General features: G+C 62.1%; 16 protein-coding genes and 1 tRNA gene. 10 read left to right on the top strand and 7 right to left on the bottom strand.

Annotation, left to right across the window (positions count from 1 at the left end):
• Positions 1-225: 225 nt before the first annotated feature.
• The 3 genes from VJ464_06850 to VJ464_06860 all read left to right on the top strand — a co-directional run bounded on the left by VJ464_06850 (position 226) and on the right by VJ464_06860 (position 1,004).
• Positions 226-564, top strand: coding sequence for a recombinase family protein (locus tag VJ464_06850; protein ID HKQ04832.1), 339 nt, complete (start codon positions 226-228; stop codon positions 562-564).
• A gap of 27 nt (positions 565-591) precedes the next feature.
• Complete coding sequence (locus VJ464_06855) at positions 592-813, top strand: hypothetical protein (GenBank protein HKQ04833.1); 222 nt, start codon at positions 592-594, stop codon at positions 811-813.
• A gap of 118 nt (positions 814-931) precedes the next feature.
• A tRNA-Ala gene (locus VJ464_06860) sits at positions 932-1,004 on the top strand.
• Positions 1,005-1,075: 71 nt separating this feature from the next.
• Here the strand turns inward: VJ464_06860 and VJ464_06865 are convergent.
• The gene (locus VJ464_06865; protein HKQ04834.1) at positions 1,076-3,385 is read right to left on the bottom strand and encodes a VWA domain-containing protein; all 2,310 of its coding nucleotides are present in this window, start codon (positions 3,383-3,385) and stop codon (positions 1,076-1,078) included.
• A gap of 252 nt (positions 3,386-3,637) precedes the next feature.
• On the opposite strand from VJ464_06865, the gene VJ464_06870 reads away from it, so the two are divergent.
• The 3 genes from VJ464_06870 (at position 3,638) to VJ464_06880 (ending at position 7,687) form a co-directional block, all read left to right on the top strand.
• On the top strand, positions 3,638-6,016 hold the full coding sequence (locus VJ464_06870; GenBank protein HKQ04835.1) for an MMPL family transporter: 2,379 nt from the start codon (positions 3,638-3,640) through the stop codon (positions 6,014-6,016).
• Between the two features lie 4 nt (positions 6,017-6,020).
• Positions 6,021-6,890 (top strand): outer membrane lipoprotein-sorting protein, encoded by an 870-nt coding sequence (locus tag VJ464_06875; GenBank protein HKQ04836.1) that lies wholly within the window; start codon positions 6,021-6,023, stop codon positions 6,888-6,890.
• Positions 6,891-6,997: 107 nt separating this feature from the next.
• Positions 6,998-7,687 (top strand): TRAP transporter TatT component family protein, encoded by a 690-nt coding sequence (locus tag VJ464_06880; protein ID HKQ04837.1) that lies wholly within the window; start codon positions 6,998-7,000, stop codon positions 7,685-7,687.
• Positions 7,688-7,835: 148 nt separating this feature from the next.
• On the opposite strand, the gene VJ464_06885 is transcribed toward VJ464_06880, so the two are convergent.
• The 3 genes from VJ464_06885 to VJ464_06895 form a co-directional block, all read right to left on the bottom strand.
• Positions 7,836-10,058 (bottom strand): carboxypeptidase-like regulatory domain-containing protein, encoded by a 2,223-nt coding sequence (locus VJ464_06885; GenBank protein ID HKQ04838.1) that lies wholly within the window; start codon positions 10,056-10,058, stop codon positions 7,836-7,838.
• Positions 10,058-12,007: a hypothetical protein gene (locus VJ464_06890; protein HKQ04839.1), complete on the bottom strand. Its 1,950-nt coding sequence runs from the start codon at positions 12,005-12,007 to the stop codon at positions 10,058-10,060. Before VJ464_06890 ends, VJ464_06885 begins: the two co-directional genes overlap by 1 nt.
• A gap of 494 nt (positions 12,008-12,501) precedes the next feature.
• The gene (locus tag VJ464_06895) at positions 12,502-14,694 is read right to left on the bottom strand and encodes a winged helix-turn-helix domain-containing protein (protein ID HKQ04840.1); all 2,193 of its coding nucleotides are present in this window, start codon (positions 14,692-14,694) and stop codon (positions 12,502-12,504) included.
• Between the two features lie 258 nt (positions 14,695-14,952).
• Between VJ464_06895 and VJ464_06900 the strand changes: the two genes are divergently transcribed.
• The gene (locus VJ464_06900; GenBank protein HKQ04841.1) at positions 14,953-15,234 is read left to right on the top strand and encodes a hypothetical protein; all 282 of its coding nucleotides are present in this window, start codon (positions 14,953-14,955) and stop codon (positions 15,232-15,234) included.
• 55 nt (positions 15,235-15,289) lie between these two features.
• Positions 15,290-17,440, top strand: a complete 2,151-nt coding sequence (locus VJ464_06905; protein ID HKQ04842.1) for an NF038122 family metalloprotease — start codon at positions 15,290-15,292, stop codon at positions 17,438-17,440.
• 139 nt (positions 17,441-17,579) lie between these two features.
• Here the strand turns inward: VJ464_06905 and VJ464_06910 are convergent, their stop codons facing one another.
• Positions 17,580-17,909: a hypothetical protein gene (locus VJ464_06910; protein HKQ04843.1), complete on the bottom strand. Its 330-nt coding sequence runs from the start codon at positions 17,907-17,909 to the stop codon at positions 17,580-17,582.
• Here VJ464_06910 and VJ464_06915 point away from each other — a divergent pair.
• Positions 17,902-19,536, top strand: a complete 1,635-nt coding sequence (locus VJ464_06915; GenBank protein HKQ04844.1) for a hypothetical protein — start codon at positions 17,902-17,904, stop codon at positions 19,534-19,536. The genes VJ464_06910 and VJ464_06915 overlap by 8 nt on opposite strands.
• Before the next feature lie 136 nt (positions 19,537-19,672).
• On the opposite strand, the gene VJ464_06920 is transcribed toward VJ464_06915, so the two are convergent.
• Complete coding sequence (locus tag VJ464_06920) at positions 19,673-21,043, bottom strand: sigma-54 dependent transcriptional regulator (GenBank protein ID HKQ04845.1); 1,371 nt, start codon at positions 21,041-21,043, stop codon at positions 19,673-19,675.
• Between the two features lie 11 nt (positions 21,044-21,054).
• Positions 21,055-22,764: an ATP-binding protein gene (locus VJ464_06925; GenBank protein ID HKQ04846.1), complete on the bottom strand. Its 1,710-nt coding sequence runs from the start codon at positions 22,762-22,764 to the stop codon at positions 21,055-21,057.
• A gap of 335 nt (positions 22,765-23,099) precedes the next feature.
• Here VJ464_06925 and VJ464_06930 point away from each other — a divergent pair, with 335 nt between their 5' ends.
• A complete protein-coding gene (locus tag VJ464_06930; protein ID HKQ04847.1) occupies positions 23,100-24,515 on the top strand; it encodes a toll/interleukin-1 receptor domain-containing protein in 1,416 nt (471 codons plus the stop codon).
• Positions 24,516-24,520: the final 5 nt, after the last annotated feature.

Raw genomic sequence — 24,520 nt, forward strand, 5'->3', positions numbered from 1 at the left:
GGCCAGCCTTACAAGCGCGAGCGCTCGACTGCGCAGAGCAGTTGAGCAGAAGCGGAAACGATCGGGTCAAACCGGGCCAAGCGGCGGGTTCAACGTGAACCCGCCGCTTGGCTTTTGTTTTGCGATTTGAGATATACTCTCCCCGTGAGTCCTTCTCTTGTGAGTGATTCGCTGGAAGGCTCGTTCAGATCGAGCATGCGAAAAGGTGAGAGGGGGCAATTCCTTATGCAGTCAAATAATAGGTCCGTAGCGTTGATCGAACCCGCCGCGGGGAATGTCGACGCGGCATTTCAGAGGGCCACGCTAAAGCGCTATGCGGAATCGCACCACTTCGAGATAAGCCATTTCTGCGGCGACCGCGCTCCGCTGGCCGGCGCGGCAGGCAACCCTGAGCATAAGAACCTGATAAACGAAATACGCGGCGGCGCGGTAGGCCGTCTGCTTATACTGGCCGATGTGCGGCACGCCGTTCCCGAAGAGGTTTTAGAAGAGTGCCGCAAAGCGGGCGTCGAGGTCATCTTCGTAGACGTGCAGCAGGAGAGGGGGTTGACGCAAACGACCTGACGCGCGCGGGAGGACCGGGGATACGAGATGAGCAGCAAAGGTGAATTAGAAGTCCTTAAAACGCTATACGAGATGCTCAACGGCTTGACGATCGCCGCCGAGCGCGCGGCGGAGGACAATGATTACCCGGACGTCGAGCGTTTCATGGATAAGTTGAGCGACCTGACGCTTGAGCTCGAGATGCGCATAAAGGATCTCGACCCCTCCTGGAAATCGGAGTGGGAGCGGATGCATACGGAAGCCGGCTGAAGCTACCAGCCTTCGCTTTCTTTGTGCGCCGCGGCAGCTTGTGTATGCCGGCGGGTCGGTTGACTCTGCAAAAGTGCGTTTGCTAGTATTGATCTACGTTGAAAGCATCATTCATTATGGGGCTATAGCTCAGTTGGGAGAGCGCTGCAATGGCATTGCAGAGGCCGTCGGTTCGAGCCCGACTAGCTCCATTTCCCTTCTCCATGCTCCGGCCTGCTCCGTAAATCCATGTTCAGTCGTCGCCCCGTTTGTCGCTTCCCTTTTATTTGACGACCTCGAAATCGATCCACTGTGTCGCGCTGCGGTACTTCTCCTTCGCCAGCCGGTCGGTGATCAGGACTTGCAGGACATACTCGCCCGGCTCGATCCGCTTCCCGAGGTCGAGCACGCCGCCGGCGATGATCTGCCGCCAATCCACCTGCGCGTCGGCCTTGATCGGCGCGACTTTGCCGGTGAAGAACTCCTGCCCGTCACGGATCAGTCTGACCTGCGCGTCGAGTTGCGGACGCCTGGTTGCCTGGTCGAGCTTGGCGTTGTAAATCGCAAAGCCGTACCTAAGCTGCATGCCGGCGCGCAGGAGGCGCTGTGACGGCCCGCTCTGTGAATCGCCGACTTCCGCCCCGCCTTCCGCCGCGCTCATCACCTGAGCGCCCAGCGCTTTATCGGCTTTCGCCGGGTCGGTGCCTTCGATGACGATGCCCGACAACGTCAGCCGCTTCTTGCCGATATCGGGGACTTCGATGAACTGGTTGGCCGAGCCGATCTTTTCCGACGCGTCGTCGCGCACCGCGACCCGCATTTGATAGGCCCCCGGCTTCTTGATCGGCACGTTAAGATTATAGAGAATTCCCTGGCGCTGAATCCGCGCATAGACGGCTTCCGGCACCGTAATGGTGTATTGCCGGCTATCTTGATCAATCACCTGCCCGCTATCGCCGAAGGTGAAGGCCGCCACGTCGACAACCGCCTTATACTGGCCGTCCGCCTGTTTCGTGAAGCTGATCTCCGCCGGGTCGATGTGCAGCAGCGAGCGCATGAAGGCGCCGGCCTTGAGGTCATAGCCGAACAGCGACGTCAGCTTGAGACGGATGTCTCCAGAGGAGAACGGCGAAGAGATCGCCGCATAAAGTTGCTGCGCCGGCGTCCGCGGCGTCGGGCGCAAGGACTCGTCGGAAAAGCCGTAAAAGCCGGTGCGCGAACGCACATGCAGGCCGGCGCGTTTGACCTTGAGGCTGACCTTGTGAAATGGCACGACACCACGCGCGGCGCGGAACGACGCGGCCTCGGGCGCGTAACCGATCAGGTAATAACCGCGCTGGTCTTCAAGCACGCGGCGGATGCCACGGTTCAGATCATTGCTGTTACGAATGAAGAAGCCGCCGGTCTGCTCGGCCAGGAACTGTGGCCCCTCCTGTAGATCGAGGAAGTGTGTATCGCGTTGCTGGAGTGCCGCTACCACATCATTCGTGCTCATGTCTGCGGTGTTGTCGGCGGCGGTCAGCCCGGTGACTTGCAGCCCGCGCGCGTCCATCGTGTAGATGACGACCGAGGCCCGGTTGGCGAGATCGGTCAAACGCCGCAGCGCCTCGTAGACGCGAGTGCCGCTGTCGATATGAGAATGGTTGAAGGATGAGCCGCCGGCGCGCATGGGACTCGAATCAAATCGGGGTTGGTCAAAGATGGCGAAGCCGTCCGAGAAGAGGATGACCGACTTGCGTCCCGGCAACTCGCGCAAGCCGCGAACGACATAGTTGAGCGCGCCGAGCGTGCCGACGGCAAACAGGTCTTCGCGGAAACGGTCGAGCGCAGCACGCGGGTCAGTCTCGGAATCCTGCCCGTCACTCGCCGCGCCGCCGTTCGCCTTGCCGCGCGACAGCGGATTACTTTCGAGCGGCGCGAAGGCCGAAATGCCGGCGCGCCCGGTCGGGTTCCAGCGGACGCGCTCGATGGCGGCGTAGAGCAGTCGCTTGTCGGCGGTGAACTGCTGCAAAGCGCCCATGCCCGCGCCGGTGCGAATGATGGCCACGAGGTCGCCCGGCTGCATCTGCTGGCTGACGAATCGCTTCAACGCGTCGCGCACAAAGGCTGTGCTTTCAAACGACAACCCGAGATCGTCAACCACCAACGCAATCGTGCGCCGCACCTGTTCGGGCCGCAGGGGCGCGGGCGGCGTCGGCAAAGGCGTCGCCGACGTCTTGCCCACGCTTGTCGTTGTGACCGGCGGCGGCTGCGACTCGACGTAAGAGAAATTGGTGATCTGCTGGCGCTTGCCGTCTTCGCGAATCTCGAAATCTTCCGGTGTCAGATCGGTTACATACCGCCCTTTTCCATCCGTGACCACGGCGTCAACCTGCACCAACGTGACCGAGATGCGCACCACCTCGTCTTTGTCTCGCTGGTCGCCCTTCCGCGGCTCTGCTTCATTTTGTTTATCGGCGGGCCGCGGGTTTTGTTTTTCCGAAGCGGATGATTGACCGGCGGCGCTCTGCCGGCCGGTTGATGGGAATGAAGGCGCTGCCAGAGCGGCGAGGATCAGGCAGAAAACGGGCGCGATAGACAGTTGCTTTTGCATATTACCCTCTGCATATGACGCGTCGCCAGACACACGGCCTGTCCCGCAACCTTCCCTACTTCACAGGTCTGTGGTTGTGGCACGGCGACCGGGCGGGTCACCCCAGGCCATGAATTCTATCCGCGGCAAGGAGAGAAAACAACGACTGAAGGCTGCGGGCGGCGAGGGGATTGCCGGCGCGCGTTTGACGCGCGCCGCGGCGCTCTCGTATAGTCGGTCACCGTGGGCACGACACCCCGCGATAAATCCCCAATGAATCCAGTCGGCAAGTTCGTCGTTCACCATTCGCGTTTGGTCATCGCCGCCACCATTGCGGTGACGCTCGCCTTTGCCGCGGCAATCGCCGTGCGCGGCATCACCTTTAACGGCTCGCCCGAAACCCTCGCCCGCCACGACGACACGCTGGCGTTCTTTAACGAAACGCGCCACAGTTTTGGCGACGACCGCGTGGTGATCGCCGCCTTGACGACCGATGACGTCTTCGCGCCCGCCTTCCTCGAAAAGCTCGACCGGCTGACACGGCAACTGGCCGGTGTCGCGGGCGTCGCCGAGGCGCAGAGCCTGACCAACGTTAAAGCCATTCACCGCGACCGCGACACCGTCCTGGTCGAAAACCTGATTCCCTTACGATTGATCTATCAAGGCGACGCGAGCGGAGAATTGCAGACGCTTAAACCGGCCATTACCGGCGACCCGCTTTACGTCAAGCAATTCGTCTCTGCCGACGGGCGCACGGCAGCCATCAACGTCTTCCTCAAGCCGCTCGGTGAAAGCGAGTCACGCGCCGCCGCCGAAGCCATCGAGCGCACAATCGCTGCCGCCGCGGGCACGGATGAAGTGATGCTTTCAGGCGTGCCGGTGATTGATGCGCGTGGCATCCGCAGCATGTTGCGCGATATGCTCTTTCTGTCGCCGGTCGCGGCGCTGCTCTGCTTGATCGTCTTCTTCACATCGTTTCGCAGCTTCTGGGGCGTCGTCTTGCCGATGAGCGCGCTGGTCATCGGGCTGACCTGGACGCTCGGGCTGATGGCCGTATTCGGCAAACCGATTACGCTGGCGACGCTGTCGCTGCCGACGGTGTTGATGGCGGTCGGCAGCTCGTACATCTTTCATGTCTTGAATCAGTATCGGCTTTCGATGGCGACCCTTGCCGACGACGCCGCGAAGCCGGCGAAGCAGGCCGCCTGGCTTGCGGGGGTTGAATTCATCGCGCCGGCAGTCATCCTCTCCGGCCTGACGACAATGGCAGGATTCGGGGCGCTCGCTTCCAGCACCGTGCCGACAGCGCGTGACATGGGCATATTCGAAGCCGCCGGCACCGGCTTCATGCTGCTGCTGACGATGGCGTTCATTCCCGCCGCGCTCGCTCTGCTGCCTGGCGATGCGCTGTCGCGGGTTTCGCCTGAACGGCAGGATTACGCCGTCTGGCTCAACGGCTGGTTGCGTGGCATCACGGCATTGATCCTCTTTCGCCGGCGCACAGTGATTATCGTTACGCTGCTGCTGACGGCGTTGATCGGCGCAGGCGCGGCGCGTTTGCGCGTCAATACAGATTACCTGCGCATCTTTCCGGAGCGGAGCGCGACGGTGCAGGATGCGCTCAAGCTGCACGAGCGGCTGGCCGGCGCGGCGACCGTGCAACTGGTCGTCAGCGGCTCGCCCGGTGCGGCGACGCGCCCGGATTTTCTAAACGGCGTCGGCGCGCTCGAAGCCTTCGCGCGCAGCCAGCCCGGCGTTGATACGGCCATCTCGATTACTGACATTGTCAAACGATTAAACGCCGTCGCCAACGGCCCGTCGGGTGTCGAAGTGATCCCACAAACCGAGGCCGCGCTCGGCAATCTCTTTGACAACTATCTTGCCGAAGACTCGGCGCTCCTTCGTCTGGTCAGCCGCGACCGCTCGCAGGCGATTGTTATCCTGCGCACCAACCTTTTCAGCTCAAATGGGCTGCGCGAGCTGACCGATCACCTTGAAGGCTGGTCGCGCGACAACCTGCCGGCGGGTGTCAGCGCCCGCGCCACGGGCTCGGCGGTGTTGCTCAACAGCGCCTCAGATGCCATCGCCGATTCGCAGTTGTGGAGCCTGGCGATTGCCATCGGCTTGATCTTCATGATGATGGCGGCGCTCTTCCGCTCGGTGGCGACGGGACTGCTGGCGTTGCTGCCGAACCTGTTGCCCATCGTCTGCTACTTCGGCTTTCTCGGCTGGGCCGGCATCACGCTCGACATCACCACGAGCCTGATCGCCAGCGCCGTGCTTGGTCTCGCGGTAGACAACGCGGTTCACATGATTCGCCGTTATCGCCAGTGCGCCGCCGAACGATTGCCGGGCGCGAATCGCTCATCTGGCGAAGCCGCGGGCTGGGCAATGTGGCTGACGTTGTTGCGCACAGGCAAGCCGATGTGGCTGGCCAACGTGATGCTGATGGCCGCGTTTCTGATCTTCGTGCTATCGTCGTTTGTGCCGGTGCGCGTCGGTGGCTTGCTGTGGGCCATAACGATTCTCGCCTGCCTGGCCGCGGATTTGATTTTTCTGCCGGCGTTGATGAGGTCCCGGTTGTTTGCGCGCGCCGCGCTGCCCGGAGTTCGCGATCAATCGCCCGAAGAACCTGCACGCGTGGGAAAGTAAACAGATGACCAGCAATGCCTCGCCAAAGACGCTTCTGCCCGGCTATGTCGCTGTCGTTCTGGCGATCACGCTCTTGCTCGCCGGTTGCAATCAAAAGGCAAGCAACAATGCGAATACCGCCGCCGAGCCCGCCAAGCCAACTTCAACAATCGATGCGGCGCAGATCATCGAGCGCACACGCAAGCTTGATGACTTTTCCGACAGCGTGATGAAGGTGCGCGCCCGGATCGAAGTTGAGAACCCGGCAGCGCAGTTAACCCCCATCCCTCCCGAAGTGCAGATGACCATCTATCGCAAGCGCGCCGCCGACGGCGGCCAGATGATGCGGGTTGATTTCACCGCGCCGCCGACGCAGCGCGACCTGAGCGCCTTGATTGCCATCACGCCGGCCGGCGAAATCGAAGGCACGCGCTACACGCAGAGCAACAACACCTTTGTCACCAGCCGCGGCGTGCTGGGCGAAGATTCGCTCTTCGGCATGACCTTGCAAGAGATGGCCGGCGGTCAGCCCGAAAGGTACGACTGGAAGCTGGTCGGCGAAGAGACGTTCAATCAAACGCCGGTCTACCGCCTCGATGGGCGATTGAAGCCCGCCGCCGAATCGAAGTTCAATCACGTCATCCTATTCGTCGCCAAAGATAGTTTCGCGGCCGTCGGAGCCGAATTCTACGACGACCACGACGAGTTGATGCGCCGCATGACGGTGGACAAGCTGACACAGATCAATGGCCACTGGACGCGGATGCACTGGACGGTAGACAACCGCTCACGACAAAAGAAGGTTGAATTCGAAACCCTCGAAGCCCGCTATGATCAAAACGTAAGCGACGCGCTTTTCTCACGCGACCAGTTGAAGCAAGTCGCTACGAAATAGGTGTTGGGTGCCGGGCGTCGGGTGTCGGGTGTTGGATGAAGGCGCTGTGCGCTTCGGTACTCAACACCTGACACCCTTCACCCGACACCCAGCACCCGACACCCGCTATGCCGACTGACGACCTACTCGCAGTGATCGGGCGAGCCGACGAGCTGTACCGCAAACGGGCGCAGCCCGGCGCGGTGCGCGAATCGGTGATGATTCTGAGTGGCGCGCGCGGGGGTAATGAACGTTACGAAGTGCAATGGCGGCTGGCGCGCTCGCTCTTTTTTCTTGGGCAGGAAGCGCCGGAGCCGGCGAGCCAGAGTCAGCTCTATGCGGCGGGCATCGGCGCGGGCGAGCGCGCGATCACGTTGAATCCCGAGCGCGTCGAAGGCCACTTCTGGGTCGGCGTCAACCTGGCACTGTTTGCCGAAAGCCACGGCGGGCTGCGTGGATTGCGGGCGCTCAGATGGGCGCGCGCCGAGTTGAAGATGGCGGCAAGAGTCAATGAAGCGTACCACGATGCCGGGCCGTTAAGAGTGCTGGCGAGGCTATCGCATCGAACGCCGCGCTGGCTCGGCGGCAGCTTGCGCAAGAGTGAGAAATATTACGACCGCGCCCTTGAGATTGCGCCGCACAATAGCGTGACGCTGTTATATGCTGCCGAGCTGGCGCTCGAAAAGAAGCAGCCCGAGCGCGCACAGTTACTGCTGGAAGTGCTGCTTTCGTTGCCGAATGATGCCGACTGGGAATACGAGAACCGCCGCGACCGCGACACCGCCCGCCGGCTGCTCAAGCGCATGGCCCTCGCCTGACGGCGGCTCAAATCGATGCCGATGACCACTATGAACGGCTGCGCCGATGAGCCTGGGAGCGCGGGCATCTCGCCCGCAGGCGGCGCGCATGCGAAAGATTGCGGGCAAGATGCCCGCGCTCCCAGGCCATAGCCGACCGTCTTTGCTACTAACGCGCGCGGTACTGAAATGTAATCTTCGTCTCTTCTTCAACAACCAGCGGGCGGACGAAGCGGTACGATCTGCCGGCGCGCGGCACATCGACGCGCACAGGGAGAATGCCGGCCACCTTGCGTTGCAGGCTAAAGACATTCTGCGATGGCGAATTCAATTGCGCCGCCCTGTCCTTGCGCGCCTGGTCTTCGAGCTTGCGGCTTTCGCGCTCAAGGCTCAACGCATCGCCGGTGACGCTGACGGTTTCGGTCGCTGCGCCGGCGTTGAGCGTCACCCCTAATCGCGCCGGCTGTGACCCCTCGACGCTCAGGTCTTGCTGAAAGGATTTGAATCCCGGCGAATCCACTCTGACGCTGACCGGCCCCGGCTGCATGTTGGAGATCACCCAGTGGCCTTCGCCGTCGGTCGCCGTCGTTTGCGTCGCCCGAGTCTGCGCATTCGTCACCGTCACCCTGGCCCCTGGAATGACCGCGCCCGACGGGTCAACGACGATGCCGCCGATCTGACCCGCTTGCAGGCTGGCCAGATCGACTTCGCTTTGCAGCCAGGCATTCTGACCCATCTCGTTGTAATCGTCCCTGGCACCCGCCAACGCGTCCTGCGCTCTCGCCGGGAATAGATCCGCAGCCAGCGCCGTGCCGCCGAACTGCTTCACATCCAGGCGCTCGGGCAGAAAGACTTCCCACGTCACCAGGGTGATCGGCACGTCCATCTTCGGCAGCCCCAACTGGTATGCGCCGCTCTTTGCAAACGGCGACCCGGCGCTCAGGTAGACGAAAGACACCGTGTAAGCGCCCGCCGGGCGAAAGCCCGCGCGCAGCAACGGCACGCGGCTGCCATCGCTGCCCTGCACCGGCTTCACCTTTTCGCCTTCGACCTCTGCCGACAGCAGGCTGGCCCCCTGCGGCAATTCGACTTTGACGAACGGCTGCGCGTGATTGCGCACCTTCAATGTCACCTCCGTCAGCGTCTTGCCTTCCGCGTTGAGCAGCGTCGTGATCGTCGCGCGCTCGGCGATGGCCGATAGCACCGCGCCATCGGGGAAGCGGTTCCATTCGAGCTTGAGGCTGGGCGCATCACCAGACCGCCGGTGATAACGAAATGCCGCCTGCAAAGGGAAACGCGCCAGCGAGCGCGCCACCGGGCCGGCTTCGCGCACGTCTACGCGCCGCAGGCCGCCGCTTTCAGTTGCCGTCAATTCCATCGTGCCGACGCCTTCGACCAGCACTTCGCCGGTTTCTCCCTGCACGCCGGCAAAACCGAAGAAAGGCGCGTCGAGCTTGTTGTCGCGGCTGGCGCGCTCGACGGCAATCAAGAATTGATGCGCGCGGCGGGCCGGCTCACGCACTTTCAAAATCAGATCATTGCCCTGCGTCTCGCTCGACTCCAGCGTGCTGCCCGACACCTCAGTGACTTCAAAGCCGGGCGGCAGCGGCAGCTTGAATTCAGCGGGCTCGCCTTGAATCACCGTCACATCGCACAGCACGGCCATGCGCAGTTCCGAATCGCCGACTGAAATCAGCGTCTTCATATCGGCGAGGAAGCGGACTTCGCGCTGCGTCACCGGGGCGCTAATCTCTCTGGTCGTCCACCAGACTTTCGCGGGCTTGCCGGGGTCGAGCGTCGCTTCGATGATCGTGTGGCCGTTCGCCGTCGCGCGGTTGGTAATCAAGCCGGGCTCGACGTGAATATCGGCGTGATTGCCGGGGATGTCCAGGCTGATGACAGAACTGGCCGCCGCCGGCACCGGCACCGTGAACGTCGCGCGGCCCGCGTCCGCCGTGAGCGCCGAGGCGACGTTTAGAGAGACCGCAAACGCGCCCGGCCCATCAATCACTGTGGCGGTTGCCGCGCCCTGTTGAAGCAGCGGCAAAGGCTTCGGCGTCGGCTGCGCTTCGGTGATCGTCAGTCCGGCGGTCAGCGGCACCAGCGTCAGGCCCTTCTGCAACACGTCGCCTTCGATCTCAAGCGCGCCCAACACCGAATCATTTTCCAGGCGCAGCTTGAAGGCCGCGCGCGACAACACGTAAGGCAGCGGCGCGGCTTCCGCCGGCTTCGGCTTGTGCGCCGCGAGATCGAGCAGGCGGTTGTATTCCGCGAGTGTCAACGTCACCGTGCCGGGCGAGCTTTGCGGAACGACTTTTTGCGGCGGCAGGCTGCGCTCCTGGCCGCGCCCGACGATGGCTAAGAATATGATCGCAATCACTAATTTTTTCATCACTCACCTCGCTTTCGGTCACGCTGATAATCTACTTCAAGAACCGGCGACTGGTTCTCGCTGGTCAGCTCGGACACCAGAAAGATGGATGGGCCGAAATGCGGGAAGCCGACCAGCACGGGAAGATTTCGCGGCGGCCGCGCCGCATGAGTTGATTGTTGAAGCTTAGAAACCATCGCCTGTGTCGCATCGATGTTTGCGGGACTGGCGACGGCGTTTGCCGCCTGTGCTTCGAGCGGCGCGCCGCCGGGCGTTGAATGTAAGACGGCTGATGACGGCGCTTCATAAGGCGCGGCGCGAAAGCTCCCCATCGCCGGCGTCAGGCGAAAGAGCGGCGAGTGATGCAGCAACAGGCTCGACTTCGAGATCGGCATGTCTACGGCGAGCAGAGTCAGCCGCGCCCTGCCCTTCTCGCCCCACGCCGGGACGCGGTCGAGATAAGCCACCTCGACGACAAAGGCCGGCGACTCTTCGCCGCCGCGGGTCTTCTCTAGCGGCACCAGTAGCGAGCCATCGGGAGCGCGCCCCGGTCGAATCGCTCTGCCCGCGACCGACACGCTCCACAGGATGGCGCTCGAAGGCAGCGCGAGCTTGAGGAAGCTGCGCTGATTGTTGCGCACAGCGAGGCGTGCATTGACCAGCATCTTGCCGTCTTCGGTGACCAGCGCGTTGTATGCCGCTTCCTCGACATTGGCGGTCAAAACGGCCTGCGGGGTGTAGCGCGCCACGCGCACGGCGAGCGCACGCGCCGCCTTGCCTTCGGCGGGGCGCAAACGGAAGGCGACCAGCGAGGGCGATTGGCGGCTGGCGATGAGCTGGCCGAGGTCGGCGGCTTCGGCTTCTTCAAGCCCAGTGGCCTGACGGTCTTTGATCTCGCCGGCGCCGAGAACTTCGACGGCAACGCCGCCGGTCTCGCGCTCTGCCGCAGGCATCCGCATCAACGGCACGTCCATCTGGCCGTCGCGCGGCAGCCGCAATTCGCCGCGCACCGTGAAGCGCGTCGTCTGCTGCACAGGCTCAAGGAAAGTGACGGTCAGCTCTTGTGCGGTCACTTCCCAATCAGCGACCATTGCGCCCGACACTTGATCGACGGTGAGCTGCGCAGGCAACTGCACGCGGACTTCTTTGGCGAGACCTTGAAGGACTTCGACCTGAACTTCGGCGCTGACCTGCGTGGTGTCTTCGCCGAGACCGATGAGCTGTGTCAGCGTGCCGCGAAGCCTGAGCGGCTGAGTGGCGCGTTGATCTTCGACGCGTCGCTTCCAGGCAAAGGTGAGCGGCTCGTTGCCGCGCCCGTGCGCGACCCAGCGGCTGCCGTCCGCCGTGTCGGCGCGCTCGAACAGCAGCCCGCCGGTGACTCGCACGTCGACGCCATGATCGGTCTTGCCCGGCAGCACGACGACCGCCCGCGAGACCGCTGAAGCGTTCGCCGGCAGCCGCAGCATCTCGGTTCCCGCTACCGACGTGACCGGCGTGACGATATCGAGCGTCAGGATCGCCCGCCCTGTGCGCGAAAGCAGCAGGTAGCTTGCCGCCGCGCCTTTCTCGCCGACGCCGTTGACCAGCGATACGGGCCGCCCATCGAGCCGCGCGTGACGAATCATCAAACCGCCCGGCAAGGCGACACGCGCCCAGCCATCTTTGATGACATCTATCGTCAGGCGCGCTTCACCCGCCGCCAGCTCGCCATCGATCTTCAGCTCGTAATCGACACGCGTCAGGGTCGCTTCGATAGGTGGCGGGTCAGGCTCACGCGTTGACGGGAAAGCCGCCTGCCGCAAGGCGCGGTAATCATCAACCGGCAGCACCACCCACCCATCCGTCGCCGCTGTCGGCTGCGCCGCGACGGTGATGGCGCAGAGCATTAAGAGCACCGCAAGCCCTGCGACGCGGATTGCGGCGGCACTCAAGCGCGCCGAGACGTATCCCCACATGCAAGTCCATTTCATAAGCGTTTCTCTCCTTCTTTTGTCCGACAGCGAATGATGCAATCTCAGAAAGACTGGCCCGCTGAAAAGACGAACCGCGGCGCGCCGCCTCTCTGAGTCTGCAAACGACGACCGCTGGTAGACCTTTCTAAACCCAATAGCGAAGTCTTGAAAACAATTGCTGCCGGACGATCTACAAAAAGAACGGCGCTGGCCATGCCGCTTGCGAAGATCGTCAGGATTAATGCGGCGGCGGCAACGCGGGAACCGTCGGGGGCTGTCTACGCTCCGACATAAAACCTGAAATGGTTATTACGTAAACCCCGAAACGGGTGCTTGATGGTGCGCGCGGCAACCAGCAGGCGCGCGGACTGCGCCGGCCTGCCAATGCCATCAGCATAGAGCGGCCCGAACGGCTCCTCGAAGACCTGCCAGTTGATGGTCTCGGCCGAATGCGCATGATCTATGGCCGTGGGATGAAGAATGCGTTATCACGGGAATGCGGCGGGCGCGGTTCAGCGAAGGTTCATCACATAAATCTCAAAGTTGCCGTCACGGTTACTCTGAAAGGCGAGCTTTGAGCCGTCGGGCGAGTATGCCGGTCGTTCGTCCATCTTGGGTCCCGCGGTCAAGCGCCTGAGGTTATGCCCATTTATATCTATCTGAAAGAGGTTTGCCATGTCGTTGGCTCTCAACTTCTGATCGTTAAAAGCTATCGATGCGCCATCGGGCGACCAGCAAGGTGAAAATTTGGAGCCCGGGCTCGTTGTTAACATCTTCATGTTCCTGCCATCGGCATCCGCCACATAGATCTCCGTGGGGAGGAGGCCAGCGATCCTCTCCAGGCTGGGTCTGATGAACGCGACTCTCTTCCCGTCCGCCGACCAGGCGGCCTGACTCGCACCTGTGGTTGTCAACCTCGTGACGTTCGAGCCGTCCCCGTCCATCAGGTATATCTCTTTTCGGCCATCGCGGTCGCTGATAAAGAGGATTCTTCCGTCGGGCGACCAATTGGGAGTAGTGTCACTCCCCGGCTCGGCGGTCAGCCGCGTCTGGTTGCTGCCGTCGGCATTCATCGAATAGATTTCCTCGTTCCCATCCCGCGCACTCATGAACGCGATGCGTTTACCGTCGGGCGACCAGGCCGGCTCCGTGTCGTTCGCCGGCGAGTTTGTTAGTTGCATCAGCGCGCTGCCGTCCGCATTGACGATGTAAATGTGGTGCTTGCCGTCGCGATTGCTTGAGAACGCGATCTGGCTACCGTCGGGCGACCAGGATGGCGCGAGGTCGTCGGCGGGGTTGTCAGTGAGTTGCGTCAGCTCGCCTTCGACGCTCATCACATAGATCTCCAAGTTGCCGTCGCGGTCGGTCGGGAAAACCAGCTTCGAGCCATCGGGCGACCACGAGGGCGCCGAATTATTCGCCGAGTTGTTCGTCACACGCATAAGATTGCCGCCGTCGGCGTCCATGACATAGATCTGCTCCCTGCCTTCCGTGTTCCTGACGAACGCGATGTTATTGCCGTCGGGTGACCAGGCCGGCCATATGTCTGGCTTGTTGCTGCCGGCCGTCAGGTTCTTCTGCCCCGTGCCATCCGCGTTCATCTCGTAGACGTCGAAGTTGCCCTTCCTCCCGGTCACGAACAGTATCTTCCGACCGTCGGGCGACCAGCTCGGGTCCGAATCGTACTCGAGGTCAGCGACGATCCTCTTGACGTTGGAGCCGTCCCCGTCCATTACGTAGATGTCGAAGTTGTAGGGGAAGCTATTGTCGCGGTTGCTGGCGAAGGCGATCTTGCTGCCGTCCGGCGACCACGTGCCGGCGCGATCAATGGCACTGTTTCTTGTGAGCCGCGTCTGGTTCGAGCCGTCGGCGTCCATGACATACATCTCCCGGTTGCCGTCCCGATCACTGTTGAAAAGGATCTTGCGGCCGTCGGGCGACCATTTCGGGGTATCGTCTTCAGCCAGATTGTTGGTGAGTCGCCTGACGTTGGAGCCGTCCCCGTCCATCACGTAGATATCGCTTTTGCCGTCGCGGTTGCTCCAAAAGGCGATCCGGCTACCGTCCGGCGACCAGACCGGCCCGGTATCTATGGCGTTGTTGTTAGTCAACTTTACCAGAGTGTTCTTCGCGCGCGTCACGGGCGCATGAGAGACGTTCGCGCGCTTCAGATAAAGAAACACTCCCAGTGCGGCGAGTAACAGGACAGCCACAACGGCTGTCGTTTGCCAGGCCCTCCGCTTTCGTCGGTCGGTGGCCGGTGCCAGCGCCATCGCCTCGGCGACAGGCGAGGAGGTCGCGGCAGGGGCAGGCAGGTCTGTCGCTTCGACCTCTTCGCTGATGACCCGGGCAAAGGTGTGTTTTTCAATGACTGTGGCTTCGCCCTCCATGCCTGCGGGGCCGATCTGCCGGGCGTCAGCCACAGATACTTTCACCGGGGCGATGAAGCGGTAGCCGCGCTTGGGGACCGTCTCGATATAGCGCGGCTCGGAAGAATCGTCGCCTAGCACCTTCCGCAATCCGTAGACGTTGTACGAGAGACTCCCTTCCTCGACAAAGGTATCGGGCCAGACCTCTTTCAGCAGTTGCTCCTTGTCAACCACCTCCGTCGCGTGTCGTACGAGCACAAACAGAATCTCGAACGCCTTCGGGGTGAGGCGCACCGTGGCGCCGCCTTTGAGCAGGATTCGATTGCGCGCGTCCAACACGAAAGGCTCGAACTCATATAAGTGATTGCCCGGCGATGACATAACGGCTCTAAGAACTCTCTAAGACCTCAATAAGAATTTTTCAAGCGCAATTCCAAGAAAATCCCAAAGACTTCTGAGAGCGTCCGGCTTTAAGGTCAGGCGCGTTGGCGAGGCCGAAGGGGACGTTCTCAAAAGGCAGCCCCGAGGTCCCGCCAATTATATTGCCGGCCGGTGGTGATCGCAATGAGTCGCCCGCCGGGGAAGGTTTCTGTCGTGGCAAAAACGCGCAGGACGGAGAAGACGGTCGAGATTCACGAGTTCTATGTCATCCGCACGGCGAGCGGCTCGCTGCCGGCGCTGTGCGGCGCGTGCGCGGCGGGCGACGCCATCATGGTCGCGCCCGAACAGGCCGCCGCGGTGGCGCACGTCCCGCCGCGGATGATCTATCGCTGGGTCGAAGCCGGGGCGGTTCATTACCAGGAGGGGGCGGACGGCTCGCTCACCGTCTGCCTCAAGTCGCTGCCCGCCGCGAGCGGGCAGGTCGGAGGAGTTTAACAGCGAGCCGATTCGGTGCTTATCAAGCGGCTATGCGGATATTGAAGGAGAAGACATGCTCAAGAAGAATCTACAAACGATTAGCTTTGCAGTGACGATATTGCTCGTCCTGTCGCTCGTCCCGGCTGGGGCGAACCCGGCACGGGCGCGCTCGGCGCAAAGCGATGATCCCGCGAGCGGTATAGATGCTCACCCTCTGGCCGCGTCCCCAAGCGGCAACTTCGTTATCGAAGGGACCGAAGACGGCGCCACTTGCCGCGACGCCACGCCCGAGGAAGCAAAGGCTTTGGCGGGACGCGATCTGATTGAATCGCTTCACGTCATCTCGCCAGTCCGTGAGGACGGCCTGGGCGAGCAGGACGCCGGGCTGAAAATCATCCTGCGGGGCACGCCACAACTCGAAACATTCCCGCAGGCGAAGAACGCCTTCCTGCGGGCGGCGCAGACATGGGAGGCGGTCATTCGCAATCCGATCACTCTGATCATCGACGTCGATTATGGGCCGACCCGTTTCGGCGTGCCCTATCCCGACCCCAATCTACTGGGGTCAACCTTCGCGCAACCAATCGGCAGTAATACCTTCTACCCGACGCTACGCAGCCGCCTGATTGCACAGGCTTCGAGCCCGAAAGAATCGGCCCTCTATAATGCGCTGCCTGTCGGGACGGTTGCCACTGACCTCGGCACGACGGCGGCAGTCGAGGCGCCGTCGGCCATCTTCCGCGCCCTCGGTCTCATCGCCCCCGTCGCCGACCCGGCGAGCGAGACGGCTACTTTAGGCCCGCCGCCGTCGATTGGCTTCAACTCGGCGTTTCAGTTCGACTTCGACCCCGGCGATGGCATCACTCCGGGCGCGGTCGATTTTGACGCCGTCGCCGTCCATGAGATGGGACACGCCCTGGGCTTCATATCCAATGCCGGCTCGCTGGAATTGGACCCGCGCGACCGCCTCTCGCTGTCGGTGCTCGACCTGCTCCGCTTTCGCCCGGGTGTAACCTCGGCCACATTTCCGAGCGCCCTGCGCATACAGTCTTCCGGCGGCGCGCAGGTTTTCTTCGCCGGCGGGCAGGAGCTGGCGCTATCGACCGGGCGGCCCGACGCGAGCGGCGGGGATGGCCGGCAGGCGAGCCACTGGAAAGATGACGAGTTGACCGGCCAGTACATCGGCATCATGGACCCGACCCTTTCACGCGGCCAGCGCAAGACCATCACCGATAACGATCTATTAGCTCTCGACGCCATGGGCTACGAGGTCAGCGCGTCGGAAGATGAGACGATTGCTTTGACGCCGGGCGTCGCGCGCCCCGGCTCGATTGCGGCGCCGAGCCCCGGGTCAGCCCTGCTCGGCGAGACGCAGTACAGCGTGCAGGCTCCCGCCGGCGCCAGCCAGTTGACCATCGATCTCAGTGGCAATCAAGACGTCGATCTCTACGTGCGATTCGGCCAGCGCATCGCGGTCGCCTCGTCGCAGCCGGTGGCGGACCACGTTTCCAACTCGCCGACCGGTGTCGAGACAATCGCTATCACGCCGTCGAGTTCTCCCCCGCTTCGCGCCGGGACCTATTACATCGCCATCGTCAACTTCGGACCCGGCGCGGCCAGCTTCAACGTGAAGGCGGCGGTCACTACCGGCGGCGGTAGCGGCGGCGGCAATAGCGTCCCGGCGATCAACCGCCTGCGGGCGGAGTTGAAAGGCGATGAGCTGATGCTAACGGGAGCGGCTGCCGACCCCGACGGCGACATGACCCAGGCGCAAGTGAATTTGCTGGATGGCGCCGGACAGGTCGTCGGCCATACGCAACCGTTTGCCGTCAGCTTCGGCAGTGCGACGGCGGTCGACTTCACGCTGAAGGTTAGCAACCTGAGTGCGTTCCCCGCCGCGGTGGTGGCTTCGCTTACTTTGATCGACCGCCGGGACAATCACAGCGTCGCCCAAACGGCGGACTTCAGCGGCGGCGACATCGGCGGCCCGACCCTGTCGAGTGCCTCCTATAACGGAAGCAAGCTGGTCATCAAAGGGGCGGGGTTCGCCGGCCAGGTGCTGATCGAGATCAACGGGCGGGTTGTGTCGATCAGCCCGAGCCCCGATGCCAGGAAGTTGAAGATCAAGGGCAGCCCGGACCATTTTAATCTCCGCGCCGGCCCTAATCGCTTGCAAGTTCTGAATGGCGACTTACGCTCTAACCTCTTTGTGCTGACCTTCTGACCTCCGGCGCGTGACGTGGCGCAGTACCGCTGAAGGATTCGTCGGAGCTGAAGGGCGCAGGCTCGCAAATTTTTATCAGGGACTGGCGGCCCCCGCTTTCGGTCCCTGCCAGAGTCACGGTTTGACGTTTGCCGATCTTTCACCCCCATTGGGTGAAAAACGGATCGGCGTTGGAATGGGCGACCGAATCGCGTTCGCCAATGGAGAAGATGATGAAAACGAGAAGGAGATTTACAATGTCGAAGCGTTTGATCGTTTGCAAATTAATGATACTGACAATGGCGCTGACGAGCCTGCCCGTCTGGCAGGCGCAGACGTCGGCCGCCGAAGGCTCTACCATCAAAATCTCGTCGTACATGGATGACCCGTTCGTCAAGGAGTCGGACCTCAGGCGCATAGAGGCATCGAGAATCGGTAAGGACGAAAATGGAAAACCATTCTTGGCCGGTGACCGGGTCAGCATGATCAATGAGGATTTCATTTATCGCGAAGACCGTTCGGACGAATTGAACCCGGGCACCTTCAAGCGGTTCGCCTTGAACCCGTGGCCGAAGGATGGGCGCTCGAACGAGAAAGGCAATTTCAACTTTGCCGACGAAGCGCGCTTCCCCATCCATGAGGTAGAGCGCGATGCGGATGGCAAGGTCGTGCTCAGGGATGGATTGCAGGTGTGGAAGCCGCGCGACCTGCGTCAGGGGATCACGACCGCATTCGCGGCGAGCAACGCGGTCAGAGAGGCCACAGAGTTCTGGGCCGGGCGCGACCTCCCCTGGGGCCAGAATGGCGTCCTCCAAATCGAGAGCCAGGTCTTCGTTGACTTCAACGCGCTCTATAGCCCCTCGGCGAAGATGGTATTCTTTGGCGTCGTACCCTACCGCCTGCCCGGCGAAACGCAGGTCAAGATGTTCGAGACCGCCACCTCGTGGGAGATCGCCGGGCACGAGTGCGGACACTCCGTGCACCACACGCTCAAGCCGAATGGCTTCGGTCACAAATTTGATACCTGGGGAGAATCTTTCGCGGATCAGACGGCGATGTGGACCTCGCTCCGCGACCCGCGGCGCGTGCGCGCCGTGCTGGCCGAGACCAACGGTAATCTGAACACGTCGAACTCGCTGACCCGGTTTTGCGAGGCATTCGCCGCCCTGATCGGCAAGGGCACAGGCATACGCGAGGCCTTCAACGATAAAAAAGTCTCCGACACTGAGGACGAGGTGCACGACCGCTCAGAAGTGCTGACGGGTGCCGTCTACAAGGTATTCACGCTCATCTATGACGACCTGAAGAGCCGGCTGGGGCTTGGTGAGCGTCAGGCGCTCACGCAGGCGGGAGAGATCATGGGCATCTTCCTGACGCACACGACCGACTACACGCCTGAGAACCACCCGTCGCTGGAGGATGTCGGCAAGGCCTACCTCAAGGTGGACAAAGAACTCTACGGCGGTCGCTACCAGAACTGGTTTGTCGCCGAGTTCATCAAGCGCGAGATATTTGACGCCAACTCGGTCAGTGAGTGGATGGCGCACGAGGCGGCGGTGCTCGACCTGCGGCTCCCTAGACACGCTTCGGACAAAAACATCGACAAGCTGGTGCAAGCGAACCTGGACCTACTCGGCATCCCCCCCATCTACGGGCTACGGCTGCAAAGCGTGACGCGCGACGCGCGCTTCGGGCAGACGATTGTCCGTATGCAGGTCAGGCGCGTCAGCGACGGGATGTTGTTTGACAATGAAGGCATTCTCACCTTCCGCCCCGATGGCACGCTGGCCGACTATTACTCGCCGTTTCCGGAGGACACGACCTCGCAGATACGCGAGCAATCCGACAGGCACATGCTGGCGCTCGTCAGTCAGGCCGAACAGCTCGGCCTTGACCGCCACGGCGGCCTGCTCTCGATTGTGCGCGGGGCGGACGGGCAGCTCACTGTGGAAGCAAGGGTAGTGCGCGGCGAGGGCATCAACTGCTGGGTCGAAGCCTACACGCTGGAGCACCCGGAGGGCGAGCGCCGCAGGCTCAGCACGCCGACGTTCCCCCCGATCAGCGGCCTCCAGCCCAACGGCGTGCAGATCCTTACGGCTGACGATCTCGCCAATTGAGGATGGCAGGGCGCAAGCCGCGCCGATGGATACGGGCAAGCTTCCGGGCAGTAAGCGAGCCCGTTCCATCGGCGTTGTGGGTGAACGCTTCGGCCTTCAATTTCAGGTTTTATGTTGGAGCGTACAGAACTGGCGATTATTCGCCGGGCTCTTTCAAGTTGATGCCATAGCGTTCGGCCATGCGATAGAGCGTGCGGCGATCAATGGCCAGAACTTCGGCGGCACGGGTGCGGCTGCCGCCAACCGCTTGCAGGACGTGGAGCAGGTAGCGGCGCTCTAACTCTTCAAGCGTCGGCAGGTCTGTGAAAAGCGCCTGCGTCCTGCCTGTCGTCTCCTGGCTGCGTGTGTGGCGACGAATCTTTTCCGGCCAATCATCGGGCGTGATGACCGAGCCGCGCGCGTACAGCGCCGCATGCTCGATGGTGTTCTCCAGCTCGCGCACATTGCCCGGCCAGTCGTACTGATGCAAGATGGCCAGCGCTTCTTCAGAAATCGTCGTCGCCCGCGCCCCTGCGCGCCGCGCCTGCTTGAGCGCGTGCGCCGCAAGCAATGACAAATCTTCAAGCCGCTCTCTGAGCGGCGGCACTCTGAGGGTGACGACGCTCAAGCGATAAAATAGGTCTTCGCGGAAGCGGCCCTCTTTCACTTCGCGCTCAAGGTCGCGGTTCGTGGCGGCGACGACGCGCACGTCAACACGGACGGCGCGCGGGCTGCCGACGCGGCGAATCTCGCTCTCTTGTAATACGCGTAACAATTTCACTTGAAGCGCCAGGCTGGTCTCGCCAATCTCGTCGAGCAGGATGGTGCCGCCCGCTGCCTCCTCAAACATGCCGCGCTTGTCGGCGACCGCGCCGGTGAAGCTGCCTTTGACATGGCCGAAGAGCTCGGCTTCGAGCAAGGTTTCGGTAATCGCGCCGCAGTTGATGGCGACAAAGGGCGCGGCGGCCCGCCCGCTGTTGCGATGTAGGGCGCGCGCCACCAGCTCTTTGCCGACACCCGATTCGCCGGTGATTAAGACGGTCGAGCGACTGGGCGCAACCAGGGCAATCTCTTTATAAAGCTCGATCATCGGCGGGCTATGTCCGACAAGGCCCGACGCTTCGCTGTACTCCTTTAACAAGACCGCCGCCGGGGCTTCGGCGGCACGCCCTTGAAGCGCGCGCCGCGCCGTGGCGATGACGGCATTGACATTGAATGGCTTGCTGACGTAATCAAAAGCGCCCTCGCGCACCGCTTCAACGGCGGTTTCGAGCGTGCCGAAGCCGCTGATGAGAATCACCTCGGATGCCGGCGCCATCTTCTTGAATTCCTTGAGAAGCTGCACGCCATTCATGCGCCCGCCGAGATTGATGTCGCTGACGATCAAGTCGAAAGGCTGACGCTCGACGGCGGCAAGCGCCGCTTCTGCCGACTGGCTCGACGCCACCTGCCAGCCCTCTTCGGAAAAAATCTCCGCGAGAAAGTTACAGGTCTCCAGGTCGTCGTCGATGACGAGAATCTTTTTCATTGCTCGATTGCCTATTCTTCTGCGGCGGCCGCGACGGTGGGAAGAAGCGGCGCATCGCCGGCAGATGGAGCGGCTCGCGCGCCGGCAGCGGCTAGCGGCAGGCGTATGCGAAATGTCGTGCGGCGGCCCGGCTCGCTTTCGACCTCGACGCTGCCCTGATGCTCGGTGATGATCTGCTTGACGACCGTGAGGCCAAGGCCCGTGCCCAGCCCCTGCTTGGTGGTGAACATCGGCTCGAAGATCAAATCGAGCTGCTCGTCGCGAATGCCTTCGCCGCTGTCTGCGACTTCGATCAACGCGCTCGCGCCATCGCGCAGCGCGCGCGCCTGCAACTGACCGCCTTCGGGCATGGCGTCGAGGCTGTTATTGATCAGGTTGATGAAGACCTGCTGTAACTGATCTGCGTCGGCGGCGACCGCCGGCAAATCTTCGCCCAGCTCTGTGATCAACTCGACATTGCGCGCAAAGAGCGTCGGCTGCGTCGCGTCGAGGATGCGCGTCAGCAAGGCGTTGATGTCTACCAGCTCGAACTGTGGCTGCGGTCGGCGCGTCGAGGCGAGCATCGAGCGGACGATGTTAGTGATGCGCTCGATCTGCCCGGCGATGATGTCCAGCCGCTTGATGGCGCGCTCATCGGTGGCGCGGGCGCGCAATAACTGAACGTGGCCTGAGATCAGGTTGAGCGGCGTGCCGACTTCGTGGGCGAACTGCGCCGCCAGTTGACCGGCGGCGGCCAGGCGTTCGAGCTGGGTCAACTGCCGCTGCATCTCGAAGAGTTGCCGGTTGGCCTCTTCGAGCTGCTCTTTGCGCTCGGCAATCTCGGCGGTCGCCTCTTTGACGCGGCCTTCTAAGGCGCGCTGTTCAAGGCTCAGTTGCTCGGTCATCTGCCGTATGCGCCCGAGCATGCGGTTGAAGCGCGAAGTGAGCAGGCCGATTTCGTCTGGCGCTTGCGGCGCGACTTCAGCGGCCAGGTTGCCGGCCTCGGCTTTCGACATCGCTAGCAACAGGCTGTCAATCGGCTTATAGACGATGTGGCGGAAAAGGAAGTAAGTCATTAAGGTGATGGCGATAATCGCCAGCAGCATCAACGGCCAGATCAAGCGACGCAGCGACGCCGCCGAGCTTTGCGTCTCATCGAAATTCAGCCGCACGCTGACCGCGCCGATCTGCGTCAGGCCGGTGCTTTCGGGGACGTGGATCGCCGACCGCGCCGTGATGATGCGAGACGTGCCCTGCTGGCCAACGACGACGTTGGCGTTATCGATGTGCTGGACGGCATCCTGCATCTGGCGGGCCGGCAACGGATCGGCTTCGACCGGAAAAGTCACCTTCTCGACCCACTCATTGGCATTCGCCCTGGCAAAGACGCGCACTTCGGCAAGGTGCGGGTTGTCTTTGACGATGGTGTCTTCGATGGCTTCGCGGACTTCGTCCCAATCGGGGATGGTGGTTGATTCAGACTCTTCAAAGGTGCGGGTCTTGCCTTTGCGGCGCTCTTCGCGGCGCTTCAAACGCTTGATGTGCAGCTCGACCGTGTCGGCGACGCGGGTGGCCAGCAGTTGCGCCTGTTGCCGTTCCTGCTGGTCGCTCAGCCGCGTGATGGCAAGGTCAGAGAAGTACGCCATGATGGCGAAGATCGCGACCAGCACCGCCGATGTGACGATGGTCGTCCGCGTGTGCAGCTTGAGCGGTGGCAGCCTCAGCCATGAACGTGATTGCATAGAGTCAGCCTGTTCATTAGAAATGTGCGCTGATTAATTATCGTGAAACTCGCCCCGCGAAACAAGCGCCTGCCCTAGGATGCCAGGGCCTATTCATTCTCGAATAACCATGGGGATATAAACCGCCAAGACGCCAAGACCGCCAAGAAAAGCTCTGTGTTCTCTTGGCGGTCCTGGCGTCTTGGCGGTTCAAGTCCGGAGAATGAATAGACCCTGCCTAGGATGCCATCGTCAACACCAACTGCGGCGCGAGGGGGGCTAGACACGGTCTTGTTCGGTGACTTGACTCAAGATATACTGATTGCCCATTCATCTCTCAAAGGAAGCAAACCGCCATGCCTCGGATTATCAGAGTATTTTATATAAATCATCCGAAAGACAGTAAGCTCTTGCAAGAGCTTGAGGCGCACATGGGGGTATTGAGCCGGAAAGGCTTCATCAGTGAGTGGAGCGAGAGCAAGGGCCTGGCGGGCGACGAGAAGGATAGGATGATCGACGACAACTTGAACAGCGCCGATATCATCGTGCCGCTCATCAGCGCCGACTTCTTCGCCTCCAGGGACTGCGGGGCGGAGATGAAGCAGGCCGTCGGGCGGCACCGCGCCGGCGAGGCTTGCGTGATCCCCATCTTTCTCAGGCCCTTCGTATGGAAGGAAGAAGAAGACCTTGAGAGTCTGGTGATCCTGCCGCGCGACCCCAAGTCGATCAATGAGCCCAAAGCGGTCAGCAAGTGGAGCGACCGCAATGAAGCCTTCGTCTTCGTGGTGAAGGTTATCTGTAAGGTGATCGAACGTCTGCACAACGGCGAGGCGGTTCGCGCCGTCGCCGGCGATATTGACCTCGACAGCTCGGAAGAAATCGGCACCATCATTAAGCGGGCCAAAGACAACCGGGCGCGGCAGTCTGACAACCTGCTTCCTTTTCTCTGCGACCGCGCCGCTCAGGACAAGACCCTGGAAGACGAGATAAAGAAGTGGTTCGTGGAAGAAGGCACCGACGCCACGCCGCGCCCGCGCAAGCCACTGGTCGGCATTGTGCAGGGCGATGACCAGGAGTGCGTCAGCATGTATAAGCGCCGGCTACAGGAGTTCTCGCTGCGCAGGTTCCTGCGCGCCGACGCTCGACGCGCCATCCGCAGCTATTATATGAAGCTGCCCACCGCGGTGTCGAAGGCCGAAGACTGCCTGGAGGACTTCCAGAGGGACCTCGCCGAAAAACTGACCTACAGCCGTTACCTGTCCCGCGAGCAGATCAGTGAAGAGATCGCCCGGTCGGGCGCGCCAGTCTTCATTTACTCGTCGCTCGACACAGAGCTGTGGGACGCCAACGCGCCCGAAGTCATCCGCACCTTTCTGCGCTTCTGGGATCGCCTGTCGCCGCTGCCGCCGACTTCGCAACTGATCGCTTGCTTGCTCCTCAAGCACAACATGCGCAGCCCGGAATGGGCGGCCAGAAAGGAGCAGGCGCGGCAGTTTATCGCCGGCCTCGACCTGTCGCTCTATCCGGGCGTGACCGTCCTCAAGCTGCCAGAGCTTGCGCCCGTCCCACGCGGCGAGGCCCTCAACTGGGTGCGCGAAGGAATCAACTTCGAGGGCTTTTGCGACCAGCATCCGGCAGAGTTCTGCGACACGGAAGGGGGCGAGGAGTACATTTGCGAAGAGATTTATGAATCCGCGGAGACGGTTAAGCCGATGAAGTTGCTCGCCGCCAAGCTGGACACCTTACTGGAGACCTACCGTTGCAGGAGATGATGGCA

Source organism: Blastocatellia bacterium (assembly GCA_035275065.1).
In the GTDB taxonomy this organism is placed as follows: domain Bacteria; phylum Acidobacteriota; class Blastocatellia; order UBA7656; family UBA7656; genus DATENM01.